Annotated in this window: 37 protein-coding genes and 1 tRNA gene; 24 read left to right on the top strand and 14 right to left on the bottom strand. The window is 35.8% G+C overall.

Features of this window, described 5'->3' with window-relative positions; genetic code table 11:
* Positions 1-36: 36 nt before the first annotated feature.
* Positions 37-993 (bottom strand): zinc metalloprotease HtpX, encoded by a 957-nt coding sequence (locus C6988_RS00735; protein WP_182132601.1) that lies wholly within the window; start codon positions 991-993, stop codon positions 37-39.
* A 375-nt stretch (positions 994-1368) separates the two neighbouring features.
* Between C6988_RS00735 and C6988_RS00730 the strand changes: the two genes are divergently transcribed.
* On the top strand, positions 1369-1575 hold the full coding sequence (locus tag C6988_RS00730) for a hypothetical protein (protein ID WP_182132599.1): 207 nt from the start codon (positions 1369-1371) through the stop codon (positions 1573-1575).
* 35 nt (positions 1576-1610) lie between these two features.
* A complete protein-coding gene (locus tag C6988_RS00725) occupies positions 1611-2303 on the top strand; it encodes a class I SAM-dependent methyltransferase (RefSeq protein ID WP_182132597.1) in 693 nt (230 codons plus the stop codon).
* Here C6988_RS00725 and C6988_RS00720 read toward each other — a convergent pair.
* A complete protein-coding gene (locus C6988_RS00720; RefSeq protein ID WP_342752353.1) occupies positions 2293-2997 on the bottom strand; it encodes a UbiA prenyltransferase family protein in 705 nt (234 codons plus the stop codon). The two genes, C6988_RS00725 and C6988_RS00720, sit on opposite strands and share 11 nt — an antisense overlap.
* 74 nt (positions 2998-3071) lie before the next feature.
* Here C6988_RS00720 and C6988_RS00715 point away from each other — a divergent pair, with 74 nt between their 5' ends.
* Complete coding sequence (locus C6988_RS00715; RefSeq protein WP_182132595.1) at positions 3072-3464, top strand: cupin domain-containing protein; 393 nt, start codon at positions 3072-3074, stop codon at positions 3462-3464.
* 9 nt (positions 3465-3473) lie between these two features.
* On the opposite strand, the gene C6988_RS00710 is transcribed toward C6988_RS00715, so the two are convergent.
* Positions 3474-3773, bottom strand: coding sequence for a GIY-YIG nuclease family protein (locus C6988_RS00710; protein WP_182132593.1), 300 nt, complete (start codon positions 3771-3773; stop codon positions 3474-3476).
* 317 nt (positions 3774-4090) lie between these two features.
* On the bottom strand, positions 4091-4477 hold the full coding sequence (locus C6988_RS00705) for a hypothetical protein (RefSeq protein WP_182132591.1): 387 nt from the start codon (positions 4475-4477) through the stop codon (positions 4091-4093).
* A gap of 150 nt (positions 4478-4627) precedes the next feature.
* Between C6988_RS00705 and C6988_RS00700 the strand changes: the two genes are divergently transcribed.
* Together C6988_RS00700 and tfb are read left to right on the top strand one after the other, a co-directional pair.
* Entirely contained in the window at positions 4628-4765 is a 138-nt protein-coding gene (locus C6988_RS00700) for a CxxC-x17-CxxC domain-containing protein (RefSeq protein ID WP_182132589.1), read from the top strand.
* 201 nt (positions 4766-4966) lie between these two features.
* Complete coding sequence (gene tfb, locus C6988_RS00695; RefSeq protein WP_182132587.1) at positions 4967-5869, top strand: transcription initiation factor IIB; 903 nt, start codon at positions 4967-4969, stop codon at positions 5867-5869.
* A gap of 3 nt (positions 5870-5872) precedes the next feature.
* On the opposite strand, the gene C6988_RS00690 is transcribed toward tfb, so the two are convergent.
* Positions 5873-6370 (bottom strand): hypothetical protein, encoded by a 498-nt coding sequence (locus C6988_RS00690; RefSeq protein WP_182132585.1) that lies wholly within the window; start codon positions 6368-6370, stop codon positions 5873-5875.
* Between the two features lie 80 nt (positions 6371-6450).
* Here C6988_RS00690 and C6988_RS00685 point away from each other — a divergent pair, with 80 nt between their 5' ends.
* Together C6988_RS00685 and C6988_RS00680 are read left to right on the top strand one after the other, a co-directional pair.
* The gene (locus C6988_RS00685; RefSeq protein WP_182132583.1) at positions 6451-6702 is read left to right on the top strand and encodes a hypothetical protein; all 252 of its coding nucleotides are present in this window, start codon (positions 6451-6453) and stop codon (positions 6700-6702) included.
* 41 nt (positions 6703-6743) lie between these two features.
* The gene (locus C6988_RS00680) at positions 6744-7196 is read left to right on the top strand and encodes a hypothetical protein (RefSeq protein ID WP_182132581.1); all 453 of its coding nucleotides are present in this window, start codon (positions 6744-6746) and stop codon (positions 7194-7196) included.
* On the opposite strand, the gene C6988_RS00675 is transcribed toward C6988_RS00680, so the two are convergent.
* On the bottom strand, positions 7193-8074 hold the full coding sequence (locus tag C6988_RS00675) for a radical SAM protein (protein WP_182132579.1): 882 nt from the start codon (positions 8072-8074) through the stop codon (positions 7193-7195). The two genes, C6988_RS00680 and C6988_RS00675, sit on opposite strands and share 4 nt — an antisense overlap.
* Before the next feature lie 106 nt (positions 8075-8180).
* Here C6988_RS00675 and C6988_RS00670 point away from each other — a divergent pair, with 106 nt between their 5' ends.
* From C6988_RS00670 to C6988_RS00645, 6 genes are all read left to right on the top strand, one after another.
* Positions 8181-8483, top strand: a complete 303-nt coding sequence (locus C6988_RS00670) for an ArsR/SmtB family transcription factor (RefSeq protein ID WP_182132576.1) — start codon at positions 8181-8183, stop codon at positions 8481-8483.
* A 24-nt stretch (positions 8484-8507) separates the two neighbouring features.
* A complete protein-coding gene (locus C6988_RS00665) occupies positions 8508-8792 on the top strand; it encodes a DUF8036 family membrane protein (protein WP_182132574.1) in 285 nt (94 codons plus the stop codon).
* 35 nt (positions 8793-8827) lie between these two features.
* The gene (locus C6988_RS00660; protein WP_182132572.1) at positions 8828-9280 is read left to right on the top strand and encodes a hypothetical protein; all 453 of its coding nucleotides are present in this window, start codon (positions 8828-8830) and stop codon (positions 9278-9280) included.
* Entirely contained in the window at positions 9270-9626 is a 357-nt protein-coding gene (locus C6988_RS00655) for a reverse transcriptase-like protein (protein ID WP_182132570.1), read from the top strand. Before C6988_RS00660 ends, C6988_RS00655 begins: the two co-directional genes overlap by 11 nt.
* A 55-nt stretch (positions 9627-9681) precedes the next feature.
* Positions 9682-11778: a 4-hydroxybutyrate--CoA ligase gene (locus C6988_RS00650; protein WP_182132568.1), complete on the top strand. Its 2097-nt coding sequence runs from the start codon at positions 9682-9684 to the stop codon at positions 11776-11778.
* 67 nt (positions 11779-11845) lie between these two features.
* Positions 11846-13354, top strand: a complete 1509-nt coding sequence (locus C6988_RS00645) for a 4-hydroxyphenylacetate 3-hydroxylase family protein (protein ID WP_182132566.1) — start codon at positions 11846-11848, stop codon at positions 13352-13354.
* Position 13355: 1 nt separating this feature from the next.
* On the opposite strand, the gene C6988_RS00640 is transcribed toward C6988_RS00645, so the two are convergent.
* Positions 13356-14057: a signal peptidase I gene (locus C6988_RS00640; RefSeq protein WP_182132564.1), complete on the bottom strand. Its 702-nt coding sequence runs from the start codon at positions 14055-14057 to the stop codon at positions 13356-13358.
* A gap of 44 nt (positions 14058-14101) precedes the next feature.
* The gene (locus C6988_RS00635) at positions 14102-14968 is read right to left on the bottom strand and encodes a PRC-barrel domain-containing protein (RefSeq protein ID WP_182132562.1); all 867 of its coding nucleotides are present in this window, start codon (positions 14966-14968) and stop codon (positions 14102-14104) included.
* A 124-nt stretch (positions 14969-15092) separates the two neighbouring features.
* On the opposite strand from C6988_RS00635, the gene trxA reads away from it, so the two are divergent.
* Together trxA and C6988_RS00625 are read left to right on the top strand one after the other, a co-directional pair.
* Positions 15093-15425: a thioredoxin gene (trxA, locus tag C6988_RS00630; RefSeq protein ID WP_182132560.1), complete on the top strand. Its 333-nt coding sequence runs from the start codon at positions 15093-15095 to the stop codon at positions 15423-15425.
* A gap of 68 nt (positions 15426-15493) precedes the next feature.
* Positions 15494-16042 carry a zinc ribbon domain-containing protein gene (locus C6988_RS00625; protein WP_182132558.1) on the top strand — a complete coding sequence of 183 codons (549 nt, stop codon included), beginning with the start codon at positions 15494-15496 and terminating at the stop codon, positions 16040-16042.
* On the opposite strand, the gene C6988_RS00620 is transcribed toward C6988_RS00625, so the two are convergent.
* Both C6988_RS00620 and C6988_RS00615 read right to left on the bottom strand, forming a co-directional pair.
* The gene (locus C6988_RS00620) at positions 16043-16405 is read right to left on the bottom strand and encodes a zinc ribbon domain-containing protein (protein WP_182132556.1); all 363 of its coding nucleotides are present in this window, start codon (positions 16403-16405) and stop codon (positions 16043-16045) included.
* A gap of 41 nt (positions 16406-16446) precedes the next feature.
* Positions 16447-16521, bottom strand: a tRNA-Ala gene (locus C6988_RS00615).
* Positions 16522-16593: 72 nt separating this feature from the next.
* Here C6988_RS00615 and C6988_RS00610 point away from each other — a divergent pair.
* Together C6988_RS00610 and C6988_RS00605 are read left to right on the top strand one after the other, a co-directional pair.
* Positions 16594-17982 carry a dihydroorotase gene (locus tag C6988_RS00610; protein ID WP_182132554.1) on the top strand — a complete coding sequence of 463 codons (1389 nt, stop codon included), beginning with the start codon at positions 16594-16596 and terminating at the stop codon, positions 17980-17982.
* A gap of 41 nt (positions 17983-18023) precedes the next feature.
* A complete protein-coding gene (locus tag C6988_RS00605) occupies positions 18024-18206 on the top strand; it encodes a hypothetical protein (RefSeq protein WP_182132552.1) in 183 nt (60 codons plus the stop codon).
* 105 nt (positions 18207-18311) lie between these two features.
* Here C6988_RS00605 and C6988_RS00600 read toward each other — a convergent pair whose 3' ends face one another.
* A complete protein-coding gene (locus C6988_RS00600) occupies positions 18312-18929 on the bottom strand; it encodes a class I SAM-dependent methyltransferase (protein ID WP_182132550.1) in 618 nt (205 codons plus the stop codon).
* A gap of 117 nt (positions 18930-19046) precedes the next feature.
* On the opposite strand from C6988_RS00600, the gene C6988_RS00595 reads away from it, so the two are divergent.
* Both C6988_RS00595 and C6988_RS11130 read left to right on the top strand, forming a co-directional pair.
* The gene (locus tag C6988_RS00595; RefSeq protein ID WP_182132548.1) at positions 19047-19211 is read left to right on the top strand and encodes a hypothetical protein; all 165 of its coding nucleotides are present in this window, start codon (positions 19047-19049) and stop codon (positions 19209-19211) included.
* 139 nt (positions 19212-19350) lie between these two features.
* Complete coding sequence (locus tag C6988_RS11130; RefSeq protein WP_255464104.1) at positions 19351-19482, top strand: hypothetical protein; 132 nt, start codon at positions 19351-19353, stop codon at positions 19480-19482.
* A 9-nt stretch (positions 19483-19491) separates the two neighbouring features.
* On the opposite strand, the gene C6988_RS11125 is transcribed toward C6988_RS11130, so the two are convergent.
* On the bottom strand, positions 19492-20007 hold the full coding sequence (locus tag C6988_RS11125; protein WP_182132546.1) for an SHOCT domain-containing protein: 516 nt from the start codon (positions 20005-20007) through the stop codon (positions 19492-19494).
* Between the two features lie 98 nt (positions 20008-20105).
* Between C6988_RS11125 and C6988_RS00585 the strand changes: the two genes are divergently transcribed.
* Both C6988_RS00585 and C6988_RS00580 read left to right on the top strand, forming a co-directional pair.
* On the top strand, positions 20106-21032 hold the full coding sequence (locus tag C6988_RS00585; protein WP_182132544.1) for a phosphate/phosphite/phosphonate ABC transporter substrate-binding protein: 927 nt from the start codon (positions 20106-20108) through the stop codon (positions 21030-21032).
* 6 nt (positions 21033-21038) lie between these two features.
* Positions 21039-22418 carry a HAMP domain-containing sensor histidine kinase gene (locus C6988_RS00580; RefSeq protein WP_182132542.1) on the top strand — a complete coding sequence of 460 codons (1380 nt, stop codon included), beginning with the start codon at positions 21039-21041 and terminating at the stop codon, positions 22416-22418.
* A gap of 7 nt (positions 22419-22425) precedes the next feature.
* Here C6988_RS00580 and C6988_RS00575 read toward each other — a convergent pair whose 3' ends face one another.
* Together C6988_RS00575 and C6988_RS00570 are read right to left on the bottom strand one after the other, a co-directional pair.
* Positions 22426-22821: a response regulator gene (locus C6988_RS00575; protein WP_182132540.1), complete on the bottom strand. Its 396-nt coding sequence runs from the start codon at positions 22819-22821 to the stop codon at positions 22426-22428.
* Positions 22822-22856: 35 nt separating this feature from the next.
* Complete coding sequence (locus C6988_RS00570; protein WP_182132538.1) at positions 22857-23426, bottom strand: NADPH-dependent FMN reductase; 570 nt, start codon at positions 23424-23426, stop codon at positions 22857-22859.
* Between the two features lie 302 nt (positions 23427-23728).
* Between C6988_RS00570 and C6988_RS00565 the strand changes: the two genes are divergently transcribed.
* The 3 genes from C6988_RS00565 to C6988_RS00555 all read left to right on the top strand — a co-directional run bounded on the left by C6988_RS00565 (position 23729) and on the right by C6988_RS00555 (position 25251).
* Positions 23729-23875, top strand: a complete 147-nt coding sequence (locus C6988_RS00565) for a hypothetical protein (RefSeq protein WP_182132536.1) — start codon at positions 23729-23731, stop codon at positions 23873-23875.
* A 100-nt stretch (positions 23876-23975) separates the two neighbouring features.
* Entirely contained in the window at positions 23976-24632 is a 657-nt protein-coding gene (locus C6988_RS00560) for a hypothetical protein (RefSeq protein WP_182132534.1), read from the top strand.
* 13 nt (positions 24633-24645) lie between these two features.
* The gene (locus tag C6988_RS00555; protein ID WP_182132532.1) at positions 24646-25251 is read left to right on the top strand and encodes a hypothetical protein; all 606 of its coding nucleotides are present in this window, start codon (positions 24646-24648) and stop codon (positions 25249-25251) included.
* Positions 25252-25272 lie beyond the last annotated feature (21 nt).

The raw sequence follows: 25272 nt of genomic DNA, 5'->3' as shown, positions 1-25272 counted from the left end.
ATTTCTAATCTAGATTTTGGATATATACAAAAACAATTAATTTTGATTTTTTGAATTTTCTCTTTCCATCTGGTATAGTTTTTCTATACGTTTGTAGGTCAACGGATGTGTTCTAAAAATCTCTCCAAATTTACTAAAACTAGAACGTTCCCAATCCATGGCTTTTTTCACTTCCTCTTCTGAAATGTGCTGATCTTTGTAGTATGATGAAAATTTTGTAACTTCGTAACTTGATGAAATAGGATCTACAGCATAAAATGACCGTAGTGTGGAATTTTTTGCTTGTTGTTTTTGTAGGCTTAAACCATAGGTAATTTTTGCTAATGCATTTGCAAGTATTGATGGCTTTACCTGTCTTCCTGCAAAATTATCTGCATAAAATTCCCTTAGACGTGAAAAGTAAAGGATCAAAAGATTTGTAATAAAGTAAATAACAAATGCTCCGACTCCAATTAGCACTGCAGCTCCACCCTGATTTCTTGATCTTCCACCAAACATTGTGGATAGCGCAATAAAATATGCTATAGTTGGAATCACTGAGATGACTGTCATTACAACCATGTCATTATGTTTTATGTGCCCAATCTCATGTGCAATAACTCCTTTAACTTCATCTTCTGTCAATCTGTTTAGTAATCCGCGAGTAAGTGTCAGTGTTGCAGATTTACTAGTTCTGCCAAACACAAATGCATTAGGCATGCTGGTATTTGCAATAGTAATTTTTGGAATCTTTACTTTATTTTTAATACAAATTTCATGAGTTGTTTCTTCTATCCATGGAAATTCTTCTCGATCCAATGGGCTCATATTTGTACTCCATCTTACAATAGATGGCCCGATTGCCCACTGAAACAAACCTAAACCTATGGCCATTCCAACCGTTGCAAAAACTCCTAGATTAAAATAGAAACTCAAACCGGCTAGTAATGCAAATAGTAAACCAAAGACTAAGACCATTGTAATGCTCATTGATGCAATTAATCCCCTGATCATGCCGTCTCGCCTTTTTTGTTGAGATATAATTGTTAGATTTCCTTAATTGAGGTTTTGGATGATTGAATTATAATATTTGGCCACTTATAGGAATAATAAATTTTTTAAAATCTGTTACAAGGCTTTGTCCTTAAGGTCAGCAACCGAGAAGTACGCTGACGAGAGGACCTGCTTAAGACCAGCAACGAGATAGGGGTAAGCCAGTGACAGCAGCAGTTTAGGGCCTTCTCTGTTTGAAGAAGGCGACAACTGAAGCCCTTGTGATTATAGATACACCGTAATGATATTTAACTAGTGCTAAGAGTTATGCCTAGTGCTAAAAAATAAAAACTTTCGGACAGTCTAATTTTAGTATTAAATAGATCAAAGAATAATGTGACACAAAAAGAGCGAAGCTCATTATGGTATGCTTTACCACTTGTCTTTAGTATAGTTGGAGCCATCACCGCGTATTATATTTTAAAAAAAGATGATCCTACAAAGGCAAAAAATTCATTATGGATTGGAGTATGTCTTTTGGCATTTTATCTGGCATATTATCTAGTATTTTCTGTAATGCTTGAGATGTTTGAATTTTCCTAGTATTTGTTTAAATCATTTCTTACGATTAATGTTTAATGACAAATCAATACCCAAAGGATTTAGTACCGTATTTCTTTGGTCAAACTGCTAGTACCTATGATAAAATTGTACTTTTTACAACCTTTGGAAAGGATAACTATTGGAAGAACGAAATAATAAACAAAATAAAATCACCAGAATCAATTTTAGATCTAGCCTGTGGAACAGGAATTTTAACTAGAAAATTAGCAAAAAAATTCCCAAAATCAGAAATCATTGGGATTGATATATCACAAGATTATCTAAAAATGGCAGAAAAGAACTCTTCAACATTTTCCAATATTTCATTTTTACATCAAGATGCTGAAAATCTTAATCTTGATTTAAAATTTGATTGTATTTGCTCATCATATATTCCAAAGTATTGTAATCCTGAAAAGCTTGTAAAAAATTGCATTACTCATCTTAATTATAACGGTCAAATCATCCTGCATGATTTTTCTTATCCAAAAAATAAAATAATTAAAAAACTTTGGAATTCGTATTTTGTTTTTTTGAACTCTCTTGGAATTTTCCTCCCTACTTGGAAGTATGCTTTTGCAGAGCTCCCAAAGGTTATCAGGTCAAGTAATTGGGTTTTTTCCTACAAGCAAGAACTTGAAAAAAACGACTTTCAAGTCAAAGTCCAATATCTGACATGGAACTCATCAGTTATTTTGTATGCAGAAAAGCCTCAATCTACGAAATAAAATAGAATTTTAAAATAAAGTATGAAATCGTTCCTAAAACCACCCCTAGAGATAGCATTTTCAAGACTAATTCCTTTCGTTTAATGAGATTGATGTCGCCATTGTTGAGTTTTAGTAATTTGTAGGGCCTTGATGTAGATATCAAAGCAAATGTAATCAGAGCTGTTATTGCCGCTATCATTATGGTTTCATATGATATTGAATTTGTCTGAATAGCAGATCCTGCAAATACAGGTAATACTCCCCATGAAATAATTGTAGAAGCCTTGTTGTGAAATTTTCCACCAAACCACTCTAGATTATACGCAAATAGAAAAAATCCTTCTAAAATTCCAATTGGAAATAGTAATGGAGAATCTAAGAATGCATAATAGATTCCAATTGCAAATGAAATTCCTAAAGCTCCTAGAGCAATACTCCATACTTTTCTCTTTGGTAAGTTTCCCCACGGTTTTGTCTTTCCTCCTACTGCATCAAGTAAATGAGCGCTTATTCCAAGTGCCAAAAAATAGATTATACAAATTGCAGCAATTCTTTCTATATCCATTGGTCCAGAAATTGCACCAAGTGCAGCAAAACAAGTAACTATCGCAGTGTAAGGCAAAAATAAAATTCCTACACTTTTACGAAATCTATCAGATCCAAATTTTGGAACAAACCACTCTGATGTTCTGTCTACCTGCAATGAATTCAATAGGCATTCATTGCTTATATGATAAGATGCTTCAAAAGAGTCATGTTATTTAATAGAAAAAACAACTATTTTTGTTGAAAAAATATCAGAACTTAATTAAAAAAGGAATCAATGAATCACTAGAAAAAATTCCATTTCATAAAAAAGCTCCAATAAAACGTCTGTCTATGCTTAGCAAATCAATAATTCCAGAATCTAATACTCATATTGCAGTACATTTTGTTGATGCTTCAAAAAAACTTCCAGAGTATAGTCAATTGCATAAGCATAACCATGATGAAATTAATCTCATACTTTCTGAGAGTTCAAAATTAAAATATCAAATACAAATTGAGGATGAATCTTACACAGTAACTTCACCATCAACAATCTTTATCCCAAAAGGACTTAGGCATAGTGCCCAGGCTATATCAGGAAAAGGAATATTCGTATGCGTGATATTATCTGACAAATATTCTTCACAATGAGACTAGTGATTAAACTTCATTGCAGTCAGGTAGTTTACCGTTTTCGACCTTGTATCTATCTAAGAGTTGAATCATTCTCTCACTTGGATTTTCAACAAAAACTTTCTGATACGTATGTGTTTTCTGCTTGCATTCATTATTCTCAAAGTTCGTATCAAGATACTTTGTAAATTGATTCTGTAAATTCTCACTTTTCCCAATAAATAATACGTTTAATTTTTTATCATACAGGACATAAACTGCTGGTTTTGGTTTTACAAATCTCGCACTATCTAACCACAACTGCACTTTCTCATCTAATATTTCCATCTTCACTCTTTACTTTCTGAATATGGGCGCTAATTAGCTTCCGAATCCTGTTCTTGTAAACAATTGATGCAAAGATGTTTTCCTTGTAATGGGAAAAATGTGTAATTGTGTATGTATCCTGCTTTGCAAGCCATGCTATCAGATATATTTACACGATGATTAGAAGAAGTTGGTGAGTTAATACTGCTCTGTAAGGTAAAATTTACTTCGATCAATGTCAGTTTGACATATAGTATTCTTCAGCACATCTGTCACAGCAAAACTGACTGGTAAAAAGATCGAACTCCTTCTGACAATTTTTGCACTTTATATTCATTTTAGAATCCAACTACCTGTATGTTGTCACTCCATGTAATGTCTGATTTGTTAAAGACTTCTTTTATTTTTGAAGCGCAATCAGAGGGAACAGCTAGGTAAAACTGCATTAGTTTTCCAGCAGATTTTCCAGTTGTAATCACTGTTTTTGGAAAATCATAAAATTCTTCCTTTGTAATCTGATCAGTTAACTCACTGCACAACTTTGCCTCACCAATGTACACCTGACCAGTTTCTGTATGAATTCCTATAATGTCTGGCGCATGTCTTTTTATCTCCATTGGTTTTTTGTACCCTGGATAGTTTGCATAATGAATTTTGATCTTTTTTGATTCAAAATACTCAATTAATTCTCTGAGTAACGATTCATGACTTTGCCTACCTTTCAAAAAATCCCCATTGAAATCTTTGAAAATAACATAAACATTAAGCGAAAACAGGATACATTAAAGTTTGTAATACTGGCAAAAACACAAACCTCATTATCATAGGCTCGTTTTCTGTGATTAGTTCTTATAACAGGGTAATTCATTCAGGACATGTCAGAAGACAGAAAAATGTACCCTTGTACATGTTCAGACTGTGGCAAAGAATCACAAGTTCCTTTCCAACCAAAAGAAGGAAGACCAGTTTATTGCCAAGAATGTTTACCAAAACATAGAAGTAAAAGATTTTAAGAAATTCTAGTTTAAATTAATTTTAAATTTAATATCTTATCAGAACTTTACTAATCTTCTTTTTTCTACTTTTAATGAGTGATTAAGCCTATCTTAATTCAATTAGGCGTGAGTGAATGAAAAGCACGTTAAAATCTAGAAAATACCTACAATACACTAGTACTTATAATCTGAAAATCTATGATATAGTGGACATTATCTATGGTTTTAAAAAATTATCAAGCAGATAGTACTTGTGGACGTTGTAGAAAAAATTCAATGGTTACTGATAACGTAACGGGCGAAAAATTTTGTGGAAGCTGCGGATATGTTGATTCTGGTGTTATTGTAGATTCAAGTCAAGAGTGGCGTTCATTTTCTGATGACACTGGAGATAGAGCCCGTGCAGGATCTCCAACATCATTGACAATGCACGATATGGGACTTGCAACTGTGATTAATCCTGTTAACCGTGATGCAACAGGCAAGCCACTTACATCCTCTATGCGTACAACAATTGAAAGACTGCGAACATGGGATAGCCGCAGCCAGACACATGATGCATCAGATAGGAATCTTCGAATAGCGTTTGGAGAACTCAACAGACTAAAAGACAAACTTTCCCTTTCTGATTCAGTTGTGGAAAAAGCAGCATACATTTACAGAAAAGCTATTGATAAAAAACTTGTAAGAGGTCGTTCCATTTCAGGAATGATTGGCTCTGCACTATATGCTGCCTGTCGTGATACGGCAGTACCAAGAACTATCAAAGATGTTGCAGCAGCATCTAATATTAAGAAAAAAGACATCGCAAGATGCTATCGTCTACTTGTAAAAGAACTAGATCTAAAAATGCCAGTTACTGATTCAATTCAATGTGTTGCAAGAATTGCAAGTACAATTAACATCTCAGAAAAAACAAAACGTTATGCAATCAAGGTTTTAAAAACTGCACAACAAAATGAAGAATCTGCAGGAAAAGATCCCATGGGATTGGCCGCAGCGGCATTATACCTGTCTTGTGTTAAAAATGGTGAAGACAAGACTCAGAAGGATGTTGCCGAAGCAGCAAATGTTACTGAAGTTACAATACGAAATCGATACAAGGGACTAAAAGAAGTATAATTCTTAACTCTTCTTAATGCTGCAGCAGCTATTGTTTTGAAGACCACGTGTTATCCAATATACTGAAAAAATTAAAACTCCTACTGAAATGAATTTTAATTCTAAGCCTTGCATAGGAAACAATGATAGTCCTCCTATTGCGCCAAGGATTACTGCCAGTGGAGCAGTACATGCGGGACAGCCAGGTGTAAATGCAGCAAATGCTCCACCTAAAACTGCCGAAGAGTTTGATTTTACTGAATTCATCATCTTCATTCTCTTCATTTTGTATGCAATCATTGCAAAATTTATTCCAGCTAATGCAGAGATGACTACTGTAAGCGCAACAGATGTAATAACATATGATGGTGCAAGTTCTAATTCAGAATTAAAATGGATTGGCAGCATTGACATTGTCAAGAAATAGTAAATTATTCCCAATCCAAGACCACTTACTATGGCAATCATTGAATATTTTTTAATCTTCAATACACTTGAAATTAATTGTAATTTTGTTGCCAAGTACACTAAATTACCAAATCTGCTATTTTAACCGTTTTTACTCTGTAAAGATATTTAGCCACAAACCTAGTACTCAAAATATGGTAGACTTTACCGCTGATGAAAAAATAATTCTAATCCAGTATGCCATAAAAAAATACGAAAATGAAGAAGAGGTACTTTCAAAGCTAAAAACAATTTTGCCAGAAAAGGACGTCCAAAGAAACATCGATACTTTGATTGGAACTCAAAGAGTCAGACGAATTGGACCTGAAATAATTCAAAACAACGAAAGCCATACCGAACTGCCTGATCTTCCTGAAAAACTAAAACCAATAATTGATGGATTATAAACTAGTGAACATTTTTAATCTTGAATCCTTTTAGAACAACCATGCAAAAAACACTCGTACTATCAAGCATTTTGATTGCTTTTCTAATCTTACCTTTATCATCTGTATCATTTGCGCATCCACACCCCGGAATGATTGGGGTTAACGGCCATACACATACTCCACAAACTGAAATCTTTCCAATTGATGCTACCATGGGAGTTGAAAAGTCAACTGTTTTCTTTCACGCACCTACTGACAACGTTCTTCCATGGGCATTTGTTGAAGGAAAAATTGCAAATCATGTAAAGGATTACCCTGTGATTATCCAAATGTATCAGAATGGTGAACCTGCACGCTTTGCTCAGGCTGAAGTAAATGAAGATGGAACATATGAATACAAATTTCGAGTAAGAAGTGTGGATGATGGACAGGTTACTCGCTCATTTACAGGCGACTATACTGTTGTGATTTACAAAGTAGTATATCTGCATCCAAACTTGGATACTGCCTAAAATCCTCGCAGTCCTTTTGGTCTAATTACTTCAGGATGTTTCTTCATCCATGAAATCTTATCTAGCATATCCTGCTTATCCTGTGGGAACGTACCCTTTATCGTATAAGCATTAGAACCATGATTTGCCCTAAAGACGACATCATCTTTAACATCAATCTGAGAAATTAGATCCTCAAGCTCAACTAGTGCTTGTCCGTCTGATACTGGAACAAACTCCTCACCAAACTTTGTTAGAAACTCATTCTTGATTCCATTTTCCAAGTATAATGTTAATGCTCCAACATAATTTGGAGAGCATGCACTGATTACTTCGGCAGTTCCTCGAATATGTTCTTTTGAGTACTTGGACCCTCCCAGTCCCAATATTACCATGCATGACATTGTATATCCTACATCTTTTGCTTTGTTGACTGCCTTGATTATTGTTTTAGCTATTGCACCCTTTGTTACTTTTTTTAGTATTACATCAGAGCCACTCTCAATTCCAAGATAAAACATCGTCAAGCCAGCATCATGAATTCTTTTTAGCTCTTCTGGAGTTTTTTTCAAGATATTCATTGGCATTGCATAGCATGATATTCTTTCAAGATTCTGAAATTTTTCTTTGATGTATTTTACAACTTTGACCATGTATTCCGTATCTAGATTTAATGCATCCCCATCAGCAAGAAAGATTCTTTGAGTATCTGGAAGCTGTTTTGCCATCATGTCAATTTCTAATTTTACTTCGTCCCAAGGACGTTCGCCATACTCTTTTGATCTGTACATGTCACAGAAAGAACATTCGTTAAAAGAACATCCTAGTGTTACTTGAAAGATTAATGATCTTGCTTCAGATGGTGGTCTGTATAATGGATAGTCATAATTTAGCATCATAATACTACATTGGTTATCACATTAATTTATTCTTACTATGGATTTTTTGATCAATTAAGCCCAAAATACCTTTTAGTAGAGTCACTTAAGAAATCTTGAATTATTTATGGCCAATGATCCTCATGCCAAACGTCTTTTGTGGTTTGTCTTTGCAGGCTCTCGAGGCGGAATTAATCGATTAAAAATTATTCAATCATTGAAAAATCAACCATCCAATACGAATCAACTGGCAAAAGAATTTGGATTAGATTACAAAGCAATTCAGCACCACATCAAAGTTTTAGAAAAAAATAACATGATAATCAAGGAGGGTGAAAAATATGCAATCACATATTTTGTATCTCCTTTTTTAGAAGTAAACATGGAGACGTTTGAGGAAATTGCAAGGAAATTGGATAAAAGTACATAAATCTACGAGGTCGAAAGTTTTCTAATGGAGCCTACCTCAGCTATTCTTTCTATTGTGTCCATTGCAAATATGGTCGTTCTTGGAATCTTGATTGGAATATTTGGAAAGATGTATGTTAAAACAAAGGCACAGCTACCGTTGGGTCTGATTGTTGTTGCAGGTATGTTATTTCTGCACAACATCATTGGTTCTATGGCATACTTTTCAATGGATGAAATATTTTCTCATGAAATATTTCCATACATGTTAGGAGTAGGTATTGCAGAACTTATTGGATTGATAATATTCCTCAAAATTACATTGGACTAGACTTGATTTATTTGCTGGATTAATAACAAAATTCTATGAAACAAAAATACAAGGAATACTTTGGATTAAACAAAAACATTCTCATTGCATTTGCCGCATCTATTACAATTTCTGCAGTTGTGGCCCAACTACTTGCTGGCCAAGAGGACTATCTTAACACCACGTATACTTTGATTGTCGATTATGCTGTGTTTTTTTCAGTTTTTGGCGGATTATTTTATTTAGATAATAGAAAAAAATACAAGCTAAAATCAGGAGAAACTGATAAAACTCGCTTAAAGTCTGACCTAATCAAAATTATCTCATCATTAGGAATCGGGGAAGTTGTCTACACCATAGTTCGATGGATTTTACAATATTATCTGTTAACTATTGAATATGATCCATACATTGCATCTATAGTTTCACAGGGAATTTCTACAATTGTTTACATGATCGTAATAAATTTGAGTGTCAAGTTGACTAGGTTGTATAAGGATGACAATTAGCGTTTATGTAGATGGTTCCGGAGGCTCTGAATCTGGGTATGGATTCTTTGTAAAAGAGACTGGGGAATCATTTTATGAAAAAAAACCTAACATTACAAATAACCAAGCAGAGTATTTGGCAATAATTTCAGCTCTAAAAAAATTTGTAGATTCCAAGGAACCTCTTGAAATTTTCAGTGATTCAAAAAATACTGTATCACAACTTAATCATGAATTTGCAATAAACAATGAGCAGCTTAGGGAGCTGGCCCGTGAGGCATGGTCGCTAATAGGAAGATTTCCTAATCTGAAAATTACTTGGGTTCCAAGGAAAGAAAACTTAGCTGGCAAAATGCTTGGAAGCTAGATCGGCTTCTGATGAATAACTTTATTATGGAAATTGTTTTGATCCATTTTCGTTAATGTCTGAATCTGTTTTTCTATCACCAAAATCAATTGCAATAATTGGTGCATCAGATAAACGAGGAAGTGTAGGACGAACCATTACTTCTAATATTATGAATGGATTCAAAGGAACTGTTTTTCCAATTAGCCCAACTAGACCAACTGTATTTTACAAAAAAGCATACAAGACAGTTTTAGATGTACCAAAACCAATTGATCTTGCAGTTATTGTTACAAAAAACACAATTGTTCCAACTGTACTAGAAGAATGTGGTAAGAAAAAGATCAAGGGCGCAATTGTAATCACAGCTGGATTCAAAGAAGTAGATGAGGAAGGCGCAAAATTAGAACAACGACTAAAAGACATTGCAAAACAATACGATATCAAAATTATTGGTCCCAACTGTCTTGGTGTAATGAATTTAGATCCAAAAACTATGATGAACTCTACCTTTCTCAAAGTTACTCCAAAATCAGGTAGTATTGCTCTTGTTTCCCAAAGTGGTGCAATTTGTGCAGCACTAGTTGAAGACGCAAGTGCGCAAGACATTGGATTTTCAGCAGTAGTTAGCATGGGTAACAAGGCAGCAATGAGCGAAATTGATGTCTTAAACATGTTGGCAAACCACAAACAAACCAAAGTTATTGTGATGTATCTTGAGGACATGGGAAATGGCCAGCAATTTCTCAAGGTTTGCAGAAATATCACAAGAAAACTCAAAAAACCAATTATAATTTTAAAATCTGGTCGTAGTCCTGAAGGTGCAAAAGCTGCAATGTCACATACTGGTGCACTGATGGGTTCTGATGAAATCTATGATGCACTACTAAAACAATCTGGTGCACTCAGAGTTGATACCATGGAAGAGCTCTTTGACTATGCTGTTGCATTCTCAAAGCAACCACTTCCCGCAAAAGGTGATTTAGTTATTGTCTCAAACGCAGGTGGTCCCGCAATTATCTCTACAGATGCATGCTCAAAGATGGGAATCAAGATGGCAAAGATTGAAAACATTAGGCCAAAAATTGATGCAGTAATTCCACCTTGGGGCAGCTCACGAAATCCAGTTGACATAGTAGGTGATGCTGATTTTAATAGATTCCATCATGTGTTGGATCTTGTCTTAGCTCACCCAAAAGTTGGCTCTGTAATTTCAATGTGTACTCCATCTGGCACTCTAGATTATGATCAACTAGCTGAAGTAATTGTTGCAATGTCAAAAAAATACAAAAAGACGATGCTTGCCAGCTTGATGGGATTAGATGAAGGAGTTACAAATCGTGAAGTCTTATCAAATGGTGGAGTTCCATACTTTACCTATGCAGAGGGCGCAATTCGTGCACTAAATGCAATGTTGACCTTTTCAAAATCTGTAAACTCTCCATTGGGTACTGTTACAAAATTCAAAGCAGACAAGGAAAAGGTAAAGAAAATTTTTGATAATGTAAAGAAGGAGGGACGACCAAACCTTCTAGAGGAAGAGGGCCAAGAGGTTTTACGTGCATATGGCTTTCCTTTACCAAAGAGTATTCTTGCAAAAAATGAGGCAGAGGCTGTAAAGAATGCAAAAAAGATTGGATATCCTGTTGTAATGAAGATTGCATCACCACAAATTATTCACAAATCAGATGCAGGGGGAGTCAAAGTTAATCTCAAAAATGAACAAGAAGTAAAGTCTGCCTTTAAGGAAATCGTATCAAATGCTAAAAAATACAACAAAAAAGCCGAAATCAAAGGCGTTTTGATTGTCGAAATGGTCAAAGGAGGAAAGGAGATGATTATTGGCTCTAAGCTTGAACCCGGAATGGGACCCGTAATCATGCTTGGAATGGGTGGAATCTATGTTGAGGTACTCAAAGATGTGACATTCAAGCTAGCACCTGTAACAAACAAAGAAGCAGACGACATGATCTCTTCAATTAAGATGAAAAAGATTCTTGAAGGCGTAAGGGGAGAAAAGCCATCTGATAAAGCTAAACTGTCTGAATGCATTCAACGACTCTCCCAACTTGTTACTGATTTCAAGGAAATAAAGGAGCTTGACATGAATCCAGTCTTGGTAATGGAAAAAGGCAAAGGATGCAAGATCCTTGATGTCCGAATAGGACTTTAGATGAGAAAAACATCATTCCTGCCTGGATCTTTAGAATATTTATACAACTTAGAGTGAGATATTTCTGATGGGCATTAGGACTGGCGAAGAGTACATTCAGAGTCTTAGGGGCAGAAAGCTGAAAATTTTCTTGTTTGGCGAATTAATTGAGAATTATGTAGATCATCCAATGATTAGACCATCCATTAATGCACTTGCTGAAACATATGATTTAGCTGTTCGTGAAGAAGAGCTTGCATCTGCTCAATCATCAATCTCTGGAAAACGTGTAAACCGCTTTTTACACATTGCAGAAAGCGCACAGGATTTGGTAATGCAAAATAAAATGCAAAGAAAGCTTGGACAAAACACTGGAACATGTTTTCAAAGATGTGTAGGAATGGATGCAATCAACTCTCTACACTCTACAACATATGAAATTGATGAAAAGCATGGAACAAACTATCACAAGCGATTGGTTGATTTTATCAAAATGATGCAAGAAGAAAATTTTGTAATCGGTGGAGCAATGACTGATCCTAAGGGTGATAGAAGTCTTGGACCATCAGAGCAAGTTGATCCTGACATGTTTGTTCATATTGTAAAAGAGGACGACAAAGGAGTTTACGTTACAGGAGCAAAGGCACACCAAACTGGATGCATTAATTCTCACTGGATTATCTTGATGCCAACAATTAGACTAACAGAAAACGACAAGGACTATGCAATTGTAGGTGCAATTCCAGCAGATGCAGAAGGTGTCACATACATCTATGGAAGACAGTCATGTGATACACGAAGTATGGAAGAAGGTGATCTTGATGCAGGAAACTCTATGTATGCTGGTCAGGAGGCCATGATAATTTTAGATAATGTGTTTATTCCATGGGATAAGGTATTCATGCACGGCGAATACGAATTTGCCTCAATGCTGGTGGAGAGATTCACCTGTTATCATAGAAGAAGTTATGTGTGCAAAACTGGATTAGGTGATGTCTTAATTGGAGCTGCTGCAACCATAGCAGATTATAACGGAATTCCAAAGGTGTCTCATATCAAAGATAAACTAATTGAAATGACACATCTTAACGAATCAATCTTTGCTGCAGGAATCGCATCTTCATATCAGGGACAAAAAATGAAGTCTGGTGTTTATCTTAATGATGATATGCTTGCACAAGTTTGCAAACACAACGTTACTAGATTTCCATATGAGATTGGACGACTAGCACAAGACATTGCAGGTGGTCTTGTTGTAACTCTACCATCCGAGAAGGATTTTAGACATCCAGAGGCCGGACCAATGCTTCGAAAATATCTTGCAGGAAGAAAAGGTGTAGATGTTGAAAATAGAATGAGAGTATTGCGATTAATTGAAAACATGACTATGGGTAGAAACGCTGTAGGATATCTTACAGAATCAATGCATGGTGCAGGCTCACCACAAGCTCAGAGAATTCAGATTGCAAGACAGATGCAGCTTGGATACAAGAAAAACTTGGCAAAACATCTTGCAAAAATAAAAGATGACTTTGAGGAACCAAAAGAACAGTCTGAATACTTTAAGCGAGTGTTCAAACTACCTTCTGAAAATTAATCTACTCTTTCTTATCTAATTTTGTATCTTTAGTGTCTTGAGGTACGTCTGATTTTTCATTGGAATCTAACCCTGACTCTTTAGAGTATTCAGAATCTTTTGGAATGTTATCAAGATCAGCCAAGTTCTGTATATCTTGCTTTGGCTGAGTCAAATCAGTAAATTTAGAATCGATTTCTTTTGGTGCATCTTTTGCCTTTTCATTCTTCTTTTTTGAGAATTGTTTTGCAACCATGACTCCAATGATTATGACAATAATGATGTAGTTGATTGGAGGCTGTAGTATTCTTGTAATGTATCCGACTTGCGGAATTACATATGCTACTTGTCCGATGTACTCTTCTTCTGTTATTGGAAAGTCAGTGCCTGGTATTGAAGCAGGATTTGCATCTCCTTTGGTTCTAATTGTAAGCGGATCCTCATTGATAATTGAAGCTACCCTGTGAACAATCACTCTGTCATGATCTGATGGACGATTAAAGACAATAATGTCCCCAACCTCAACTTCTTCAAACGGCTCGTTTCCTTGAACAACTAAAACATCATACACCTGCAAAACTGGAATCATACTGCCACTAGATACCACATAGAATGGATTCTGAGTTCCAAATACTAGCTGCAATCCAATCCAAATTATAATTACGCCAACGACTACTATGATAATGTCTTTGATGACACCCTTTGAAATTGAGATTGCAGTCAACTAGATTCCAGCCTATTCTTTCATTAGATAAATCTTAAGATAGACTAGATCTTTGTTCCGCATTCTTCACAGAATTTTGAACCTGATTTGTTAACAAAATTGCAACTAGGACATTTTCCAGAGTCGCTTGAAGTCTGTACCTGTGGAGCAACTGTGGGTGGTACTTGAGTTGCAGCAGAGGATGTTCCAACCAAAACAATTTCTCCAACTTTTTTGATATTACTCCAAGGAATGGTTTGATCAGAACCGTCGTTATTGCTAATTACCAAAACTAGTGATTGAGATGAATCAATGCCAATTTGTTTTGCAGTACCAATTCTCTTTGCTTCTTCATTGTATACTGCCATTCCAACTATTGAGCTAACAGAACCAACAGGTTGAGATTCAACAGCTGGTGGTGCACTTTGTTGTGTGGAAAAGCTTGGAGCTGGTGGTGACATTGGAGGTTCTGGAATACTTTGTGGTTCTGGTTCTGGCTCTGTAAATGAGGGTGGCTCTGTTGTGGTTTGTGGCGGAGTAAATGTTTGCTCTGGTGATTCAAATGGATTTGATTGCTCCATTGGTCTTGCATTACCAACATCTGTCATCTCATCTGGTTTTCTAAATTCCCTGTACTCTGCTAGTGTTGAACCGCAAGTAGCACAGATGTATTGTCCTTTTTCAAGTAAAATTAAATTTTCAGCAACTTCTTCGTTTGGATTTTCGTATTCAATTCTAGGGCTACCTTCATAGTCTTTCTCACATGTATTGCAAAAATATTTTGAAATTGTATCTGAATCTAATCTCCCAATGGGTGCCAAAAACAAATCAGGGCCTCCAAGATTCCCTTTTCTTTGTTGGTCATCATTGACACTTGCCATGATGTAGCCTCCTGATCCTCTCAATTTCTTTATTCGGAGATCAGAACTCATAATTCAGATTCATTCAAAGGGAATTTAAGTATATTTCACAAAGTAATATTTAGAAAGTTATCAATTCCAAGCGCACAAATTCTGGTGAACATATTTAGGTGTGTTCGAATAAGGCATAACTGCTATGGGAATTACTCAAATTTCTGATACCAAAACATGGGAAACCGACGTCATGAATTCTTCATTACCGGTCTTTGTTGACTTTTGGGCCGAATGGTGTGGTCCTTGTAGAATGGTTAGTCCAGTTGTAGAGGAACTTGCAGCTGAATACGAAGGCAAAGTAAATTTTGTTAAAGTAAATGTAGATGAGGCCAACGAATTGGCATCAAAATACAATGTTTTTAGCATTCCAACTTTGGCCATATTTAGCAAAGGTCAAGTAGTCAGTCAACAAGTGGGTGCTGCTTCTAAGGAATCATACAAAAATATGATTGAGAGAGCACTAGAGAAAGCATAGAACCTTTTTTCTTATTTTATTCTTTTTTAATCTAAAGTAATTAATAATACAATTCATAGAATTGTATCATGTCACTTGGTGAAGTTGATACACTTAACCTGTTAACTGAGAAGCTTGAAAATTTGTTCAATGATTCTCAAGGTTACTATGAAAGTTTTCTTGATGCAAACAATCTCTACAAGAATGGAAAACTATCTGATTCTGAATTCTTTCAAAAACTTGGTGATTACGTAGTAGCATATTCTGCTTTGGAATTTTTATCAATCAAGGTTATCTTGGAATTAAAAAAATCAATTGATAGAATCTCCGGTGGTAAGGCCCCAGGCGGAACACAATCTCCAGGATTGATGCCCGGAATGGGTTCTGGAATGATGGGTGGAGGAATGGCTGGCGGAATGGCAGCAGCAAACCAAGCTAGAGTTGGAACTGCGGGAAATCCGGCAGGCGCACCACCAAGCATTGTCTCTGCAAAACAAGGATTTGGTGACATTGGAACACTACCATCACCTGATCCATCACTAGTCTCAAGACCTAAAGGCCCTGCATGCTCTGCATGTGGAGCACAACTAAGACCAAATGCTAAATTCTGTACCAAATGTGGTACTAAAGCTCAATAACTAATCCTGTGTGCTTCCGCACTCTGGACAAAACTTGGCTGAAGCAGAAATTTTTGCACCACAATCAGAACAAAACTTTCCACCACCGCTGGATTCTTTGTTTGGATTTCCATACATGCCAGAAGTTCTTACTGCACCAGTTGGCTCGTAATGCTCTTCATCAATAATGTTGACAGGCTCAAAGTCTTTTTCTTCAACATATGTGTACACTCTGGGAATCGTTTTTTCTTTGTTTTCTGGATCTGGAATAGTATCTCCTAGCCAAAATGCAAATCTCATCAGTGTTAACTCTGGTGTGGAAAATGCTAGAGTATGACTTGACATGTAATCTTCTGCAGCCTGCTTTCCGTTTAGAACCTTCATGGAGAGCAGTAATAATGAATTATGTATAATAGTTTCTAGTTTGGTGGACCGGGAGGGAATTGAACCCTCGACATCCGCGTTGCGAACGCGGCATTATACCCCTAAACCACCGGCCCTCTAGATACAGATTTCTGATCTGCTTTTATTCATTTACTCAAACTAAAATATCCTAAGAAAAACTAACAGACATGACATATGATCTAGTGATTACTGATTCGCATGTAATATTGCCGCAAGGAATGGTTCAAAAAAACATTGTAATTGATGAGGGCAAAATTGTGCAAATTACAAATGACACGCCAAGCTCTGATCACAAAATTAACGGAAATGGTCTAGTCTCAATTCCAGGACCAATTGACACACATGTTCACTATGGAGTATATTCCCCAATAGATGAGGCAGGCATTACAGAATCCCATGCAGCAGCAATAGGTGGCATTACAACAATGATGAGAATGCTCAGACTGGGTGACTCCTACAAAAAATCCCTGCCAGTACAGCTTGATGCAAGCTCTAGAGTACACTATGTTGATTATACAATTCATGCTTCAATCTTCAATGATTCACAAATCAACGAGATGGAGTTTTGCACCCAAAAAGGAGTCACATCATTCAAGCTTTACATGAATCTTGGAGGTGATGTGGGACATGTATACATGGACATGGCTCCAGGCTCTACACGACTCCATGATGCCAGAGTTGAAGTAAACTCTGAAATTGTAAGAAAAGTTGTCCAAAAGGCTGCTCAGCTAAAATGCCCAGTTTTGGTTCATGCAGAAGACTATGAATCATGTGCGTGTGGAATCAAAACTGCAAAAGAAAAGAAGCAGGATGGTTTAGGTGCCTGGTCTGAGAGCCGCTCACCTGACTATGAAGCAAAAGCAATCAAGACTGTTTCAGAATTTGCAAGACAGTACAACTGTACCATTTACTTTGTTCATATTGGTTCCTCAAAAGCCCTTAAGCAGATTCGCATAGAGCGAAAAAACGGAACAAAAATTTTTGTCGAGACATGCCCCCACTATCTTACACTATCACACGATAAACAAAAGGGATACCTTGCAAAGGTCATGCCGCCAATTAGATCATCATCTGATGTTGAGCATGTTTGGGGTGCCATCAAACAAAACGAAGTGGATACTGTAGGGACTGATCATGTAGCTAACCAACTAAAGCTAAAACTTGGCGGCTCTGATGTCTGGGGTGCACTTGCAGGCTTTCCAGGGATTGGAACTGTACTGCCTATTCTGCTTAGTGAAGGAGTCAACAAAGATAGAATTAACCTCCAACAACTAGTAAAGCTAACTAGTAACAATGCTGCAAAAATTTTTGGAATGTATCCGCAAAAAGGATCTCTTGAGAAAAACTCTGATGCAGACATTACCATGATAGATCTCAAAAAAGAGAAAAAAGTTACAACTGAACTATTTGGTGGATTCTCTGATTATTTGGTTTATGATGGATGGAATCTAAAGGGATGGCCTGTGAAAACGATTGTTCGTGGAGAGATTATTGCAGAAGATTTCCAAGTTGTTGGTAAACCCGGTTATGGCAAACTGGTACAAAGAAGCATCTGACAATTGATTAGTTTTTTACCTATGATGACCTATAGTATTGTATGGTATTGATATGGATTGGAATTGCAATGGGAATTCTAATAGGAATTATACTCTTACGTAAAATTTTCAAATCAGGAAAATATGAGCGATTTAGCATTAACGCAGGATGTAGACGTTGCGGCTATCCTACAAACGGAATGTCGTGCCCAAGATGTGGCGAATCTCAAAGAAAAACAAGGTGATTCCATGATTGATAACCTTGGTCAATATATCGTTCCAATAGTTATTGCATCAGCCGTTGGAATCTTTATTGGAACACGTTTGTATATATTATTCAAAAAATAATCCTAAAGAAAAGTGGCCCTCTTTGTCATTACTACAAATAATGATTTTGGCAGAGGATCAAGTGTACCATAGTAAACTGTTGGTTTTATGCTGTTTATCTCAAATCCGTTTTCAAACGCATTGATGATGTCATTTTTTGAAAATCTATACGGTCCTTCGTCTTGTGGAAGATCTTTTTCCTCTTTGCTCATTACTTTGAGAAATAATATTGCACCGTCGCGCATTATTCTTCTGATTTCTCTCATGTAATCACGTCTTTGTAACTGATCAAAGACGTGATAGCATCCTCTGTCTAGTACATAATCAAATGAATGATCTGGTAATCTAGAATGCAAAAAGTCATCTACAAAAAATTTTGCATCTTTTGATGTCTCTTTTGCTTTGTTAATGGCATTCTCTGAAATGTCTGTACCAACTACATCAAAGCCTAACTTTGCTAGCTGTGCTGCTTGGGTGCCTGGTCCCGTTCCTAGATCCAAAAACCTTCCTCTACTGAGTCTTTGATTTTTAATCTCTTCTGCCAAGTCTGCATCAAGACTTTCCTCATACCATGGCATCTTTTTTACCTCATTTTCTTTGTAGTAAGTGTCCCAACTTGGTAGCTTGTTTTTATCATCCAATTTAGTTCAGAAAAAAGAGAATCTGCTGTAAATTAAAGCCTAGGGTATAGCGATCAGATTTGAGGCATACCACAACAGCAGAGCTATTTCCATATAATATTTTGAATAAGGTACTTTATGTCATTAGTACAGATTCACAAAAATTGGCAACCTGAGCCAACAAAAACACTGGTTGAAAGAACACCAGCTCAAGAAGGCACAAAACTTTCTCTACCCTCAAACGTTACCTGGCAAGACCTGCAAGGATTATCATGGATAATGCTAGATGATTGGAGTGACTAGTATGCGTAGAAGCAGAAAATCTATCTGGATCCATAGAAATGGAAACGTCTATGTAAAATTTGTGTATCCGCAAACTCTCTAATTTTGATCCATTTCACATAGCAACACGTTAATTTGATGAATAAATCATTAGCGTGAAATGAAAGCAAGATTTAATGGAAAATGTGTTGAATGTGGCGAAGCAATCAAAGTCGGCAAGGAAATTTTAAAAAATTCTAAAGGTAATTGGGTCCACAAAGCATGCTGTGATCTAGAGGAAGAACTTCCGTAATTTTACAAACTAAATTTTACTCAGTATCTTTTTCTTCTTTTCACGAAATTCTTTCTCGGTAATAATTCCTTCTTTTCGCAGCTTTCCAAGCTTCTCTAACAGGATAAGTTGATCCTTTGAAGATGTTTTGATAGATTTTGTCTTTTTGACTCCTTTTGAAACATCTTTTCTTATCTTTACACTAAACTGTGCTCCTTTCTTGAGTAGGGAATCACTCACTTTGTATCCTTTGTTAGTAGCCTGCTTTATCATTTCTTGAGATTTTTGTTTTGAAATCTCATCAATTCCCGTTTTCTTTTTTGCCAAAAATCCTAATTCCTTCGTTTTCTTTCTTGCAAGATTTGCTTGAACTTTTAATTTCTGTAAGATCTCATTTTTGGATTTTTCTTTGAATCTTCTTTGATATTCCCTGAGAATCAACACTGGAAATGGAGAATATTCCACATCAAGATAATACCTGATTATTGTATCATCAGGCAACGTCTTTAGATAAGATACGACTGATTCTTCTGATTTTAGTTCCATGAATTCACTATGTTGACTCGTCTTAAAAAGATTCAAGTAAATGATCAAACCAAGAACATTGAACTGATTTTATTTAGGATTACACCATTTTAAAATAGTTGGAATATTGGAAAATTCTTGTAATAGTAATCGTACCGTCTCTTGCTATTTTAGGAACTATTTCGTTTTTAGACACATCTGACATTGAGACGATCTCTCCAAAGAATACTGTTGTAGAAGTTAGTGAAGATTCTATCCCACTAAGAATTGGTACGGTGCACCGAGATGCACAAAAAATGATAGAAAGATTCCAACCGAGTGCAGATTATTTGGCGAAAAATCTTTCTGATTACACTACAAAATACCATGGAAAGGTAATAATCACCAAAACTCCAATGGAGATGGAAATTCTCCTAAAGCAACAGGAGATTGATTTGTTCTATGATAGTCCATTGATAACATATTCCATATCTGAAAATAGTGGCTCTGTTCCATTCTTAATTAGTTGGAAAGAAAACGTTGAGAATTACCACAGCGTATTCTTTGTCAAATCTACTTCAATGATTGATTCACTAGATGACTTTGGAGGAAAAACCATCGCTTTTCAATCACCCGATTCTACTACTGGATATCTTTTGCCAGTCTCCCATTTATCTCAAAATGGATTATCCCTTGGTGATGATGCAAATTCACTGAGATTTGTCTTTAGTTATGATGATGAAAATACACCCAATCTAGTCATAGATGGCAAGGCTGACATTGGGGTGACAAGTAATATTGATTTTGAAGATTTTCCTGAAGGAATTAAGTCACAACTTGTAATCGTTGAAAAAACAATAGATGTACCAAGATACATAGTCTCTCATAGATCAGAATTAAACTCAGATACTGTATCAAAAATTAGGTCTATTTTACTAGAGATGAACCAAGACAGTGAAGGAAAAAAAATTCTAGAGGATTTTAAAGAAACAAAAAAATATTCTGAACTAGAAAACACAGAAAAATTTACGGAACAGATGAGGGAATTATACAAAATAATTCAATGATAAGTAATGAAGTTTTCAACTCAATTAATTCTCCTTGTGATGGTTCCAATAGCAGTGATAATGATAGTTTATCCTATCGCCTTTTCATATATTGTTACAGACAAACTAATTGAATCAAGTAAACAGGATGCCGTTGCCCTTGCAGACTTTGCTTCAGAAGATCTTGCTAACTTTGTGTATTTTTTAGACATTGATGTAATTGATGAACATCTCAAAAAATGGAAAGAAACATACCCTGTAGATAACATCTATGTGATGTCTGCAGATGGTAAAATTCTCTCAGATGGAACATCAAAGAATCCTAATTATGGAGAAATACTTGATGATCCCTTCATCCAAAATGCAATTGTATCAAATGAAATTGTAATCCTACACACTGATACACACATTAGAGTATCTTCTCCTATAGTTATAACTGAAAAAATTGGAATTATTCAATTAGATTACTCACTATCCAAAGTACAACCAATCATCGAGTCGTCATTCTTGACTATGTCAATCGTACTTGTTATTGTTACAAGTATTTCGTTAATTGTGGCATTTTTGATGTCATTATCTATTAGAAAACCAATTAAAAAATTACAACATGTTACACACGAAATTGCTGAAGACAAACTTTCATCCAATATTGATATTACAGAACCAGAAGAACTAAGACAGCTTTCACAAGATCTTGAAATAATGGTCTCCAAGTTAAAAAAATCACGAGATAATATAATCAAATCAGAAAGATTATCTTCAATAGGAGAGCTTGCAGGAAGAATTTCTCATGATCTTAGAAATCCTCTAAGTGTGATTAACAATGCAATATTTATCATCCAGAAGCATGAAAATGAAAATTCCAGCCCTACGCTGAAAAAATACCTCCCTATGATAAAAAATGCAACAGAAGAGATGAACTACATCATAAAAGATGTTCTTGATTTTGTCAGAACAAGGCCTCCGCAAATTACATCAACTGATCTTTTGGAATTACTAAAAAAATCCCAAGAGAATCTAAAAATCCCAGAAAACATAAAAATTATTCTTCCAACAAAAACATTAACCATATTTTGTGATCCAACCCAAATGCTCGTGGTATTTCAAAATTTATTTTCTAATGCAATCGACGCAATGGATGTCACTCAGGGAAGCATAATCATTGATGCATCTGAAGATAATGATAACATTGTACTGCAGATATCTGACACTGGACCTGGAATTCCCTCCGAATCTATTGATAGCATATTTGATCCACTCTTTACTACAAAATCATCTGGAACTGGATTAGGTTTGGTAAGTTGTAAAACAATTGTAGAGCAACATGGAGGAACAATTAAAGCTGAAAATCTTTCTTCAAAAGGAGCTAAATTCACTATCATACTTCCAAAGAAAATTACAAATTAATTTTTATTTATTTTTTTGATTTTGAAACATTAATCTTTAATTCTTGACGTAATACTTGTAATACCGAATTTACTGTATATGGTTTTATCAAAACAGCATCTAGCTTGGCTGTGTCTAATAGCTCTATAGTTTCATGACTTGCATCTGCAACTAGGGCTACAATTTTGCATGTCGGTTCTATTTTTTTTATTCCCTCGATTGCAAAAATACTATTTTGATCAGTCGTTGAAACATCCATGAATACAATTTGAGGTAAATGTTTTCTAAATGATGATAATGCTTGGTCATAACTTTTAATTTCGTCTAAAACATCGAGTCCTACAATTTCTAATAATTCTGATAATAGTGTTGCCGCATCAGGATAGGGATCAATCACAATCGCAGTGGGCTTACTTTGAGTCATCACTATACTAGATTTTTGAATTTATTATAATTTGTTTAGTATGGAGTTCCTTTCTCTCTTTGTTTCTTCATAGCTTCCATGTACCACTCAAACTCGTCTAAGAATCGTTTTACTCGCTTGTCGTGCTTTTCATCAAGGAGCCTTCCATTATCATCAAAGACTGTTTGAACCTTAGATATGGGATATGTAGAGGAAATCGCAGGAGTCCCCATCTCTGATAATATCTGCCTCAAGTGTGCTGCAGCATTTACTCCTCCAAAGCCACCAACAGAATATGACACAATTGCAGAAGGCTTGAAGAAATATTCTTCTAAAAAGTAATCCAAAGTATTCTTCATAGCTGATGATGTACTATGATTGTACTCAGGAGTAATTGGAAGATAGCCATCAGCATCTACAATCATTTGTCTTAATTTTTTTAAATTTTCAGGAGGGTTATCCATCTCCTTGTACATCCTATCTAGTAGTGGTAAATTCAATTCCATTGGATCTATGAAAAAAACCTCATGTCCTCGTTCCTTTAGTTTTTGCTCCATCCATTTGGCAACCTTTATTCCGTTTCTGTCGCGTCTGACTGAGCCAACAATGAGTGCTACTTTGAACATAGTTTTTTCATGTTCTATTACAATAAAACCATTTTACCAAAAATTTTATGGCAAATGCATTCCGCCACACAACACTACAAGATGTGCAACTATGTACAGAAATTCCATGAGGGAATTCTTGTATTCATTGTATTAAGATTATCAAAAATCTTGGTACAACTCTCGAATGTACCAATTTGTCTTTTATCCTGAACCGTCTACTACTAGTTGTTCAGATCATAGTGGATGAGAAACTACTAACACGCTTATTCATTGTTGTCATTTGTTTCTCATCCATTAAATCCCGTATTGGATGATGTTACATGAGAAAAAGAGTTACGTTTTCAATTGATATCTCCTTGGAAGAAAAAATTCGACAGATTCAAGCAAAAAAAGTTCAAGAAGAACAATACTGGTATAGCTTTTCCGACACTGTTAATTTTTTACTAAACGAATACTTTTCAAAATAAATACTCCCTTTGATACACATCATACTTGTTCTATGATTGTACTGGTATAATTTTTGAATGTACCAATTTGATTTTTAATACATGACATAATTCCTGTTTAATGACTAATCTAAACAAAAACAAACTTCCATTGTTACTTGGAACCGCATTTTTGGCTATCACAATAGCTTATGGCGGAACAGTCTTTGCAAGTCACAGTTTTGAACTAGGAACTTCAGCAGGTACCATTCCTGATAACACACACATCAGGCTTAACGATATCACAATGCAACCCGGGGATATTTTCCCATTGTATGATTCCAGTCCAAACTATGTCTCAGGACATGTATTGCTTAAAGCACCTTGTGAGCCAGTAGAAGAGGGTGATGACACCTACCAACCAACAGTTGCATTAATTGCTGGTCATGTAGATGAAAACCTCGAACACGCAAACATGCAGTTAGTTCCATTGTTCTATATCAACGCAATATCAAAAACTACTGAACCAAGTAGTTGTATCTGGCACGCACACATCCCAGACCCACTCAATGGTGGTGCCCCAAGAGTAACTGATATTGACTTGATTAACCTCTCAGATGAGGCAATCTCATTTGGCGACGTTGATGTTGTTGATATTAACATACAGCAAGTACTAGGAAGCATCGGAACTGATCAATACCATGACGGTCCAGTATTAGGATTTGGTCCAGGTGATCATAACCCAGTATATGACCTCAACGATGATGACCACATGAACGATGGTCTAGGACACTCTTAGGAGGAATATGAAAATGAAACATACTACTCTAAGCCTCCTTGGCGTAATGGCAGCAGTTACCATAATCTCAGTTATTGCTTCACAAGAAGCATATGCACATGGTAACATGAAAATACCATTAACAATCGCAAACGGAGAATCAAGAACTGTTCAAGTCGTTTTAGGACATACTAATGAACCATCTTACGGAAATGAACCAGGTACATGGGACGGTATTCACGGTGTTGATATCACAGTTAGGGATGCTGACACTAAATTACCAATCAAAACAGCAAGTCTCAAAGTAGACAAATACTTTTTCAAAAATCAAAAGAAAGTAGACAAAGCTTCTAGCCCTGCTGATGCAGATGCAAAAGACTTGGGTGTAACAGCTGGTGCTGTATTTGGTCAACCAGGAAAATTCCTTGCCAGACAAATGGTAATTGATGGAATTTACGGATATCGTGTATATGGTACAGTAACATACTTTGATGGAACAAACGTTCCTGTAGACTTTACAGGATTCTGTAGTGATGCAGCTAAATTCAACTCTCCAGGATTTGCTGGTGGCTTCGGTTGCATTGGTGACATCAAAGATACAAAATTTCCAGGTAAGAAACACAAAATGAAAGACGACTAAGTTTTTTTCATTTTTTCTTTT

The sequence above is a fragment of the Nitrosopumilus sp. b1 genome (genome assembly GCF_014078545.1).
Lineage (GTDB): Archaea > Thermoproteota > Nitrososphaeria > Nitrososphaerales > Nitrosopumilaceae > PXYB01.
The sequence above is the reverse complement of the archived record's forward strand: the minus strand, read 5'-3'. Positions and strand labels throughout refer to the sequence as shown.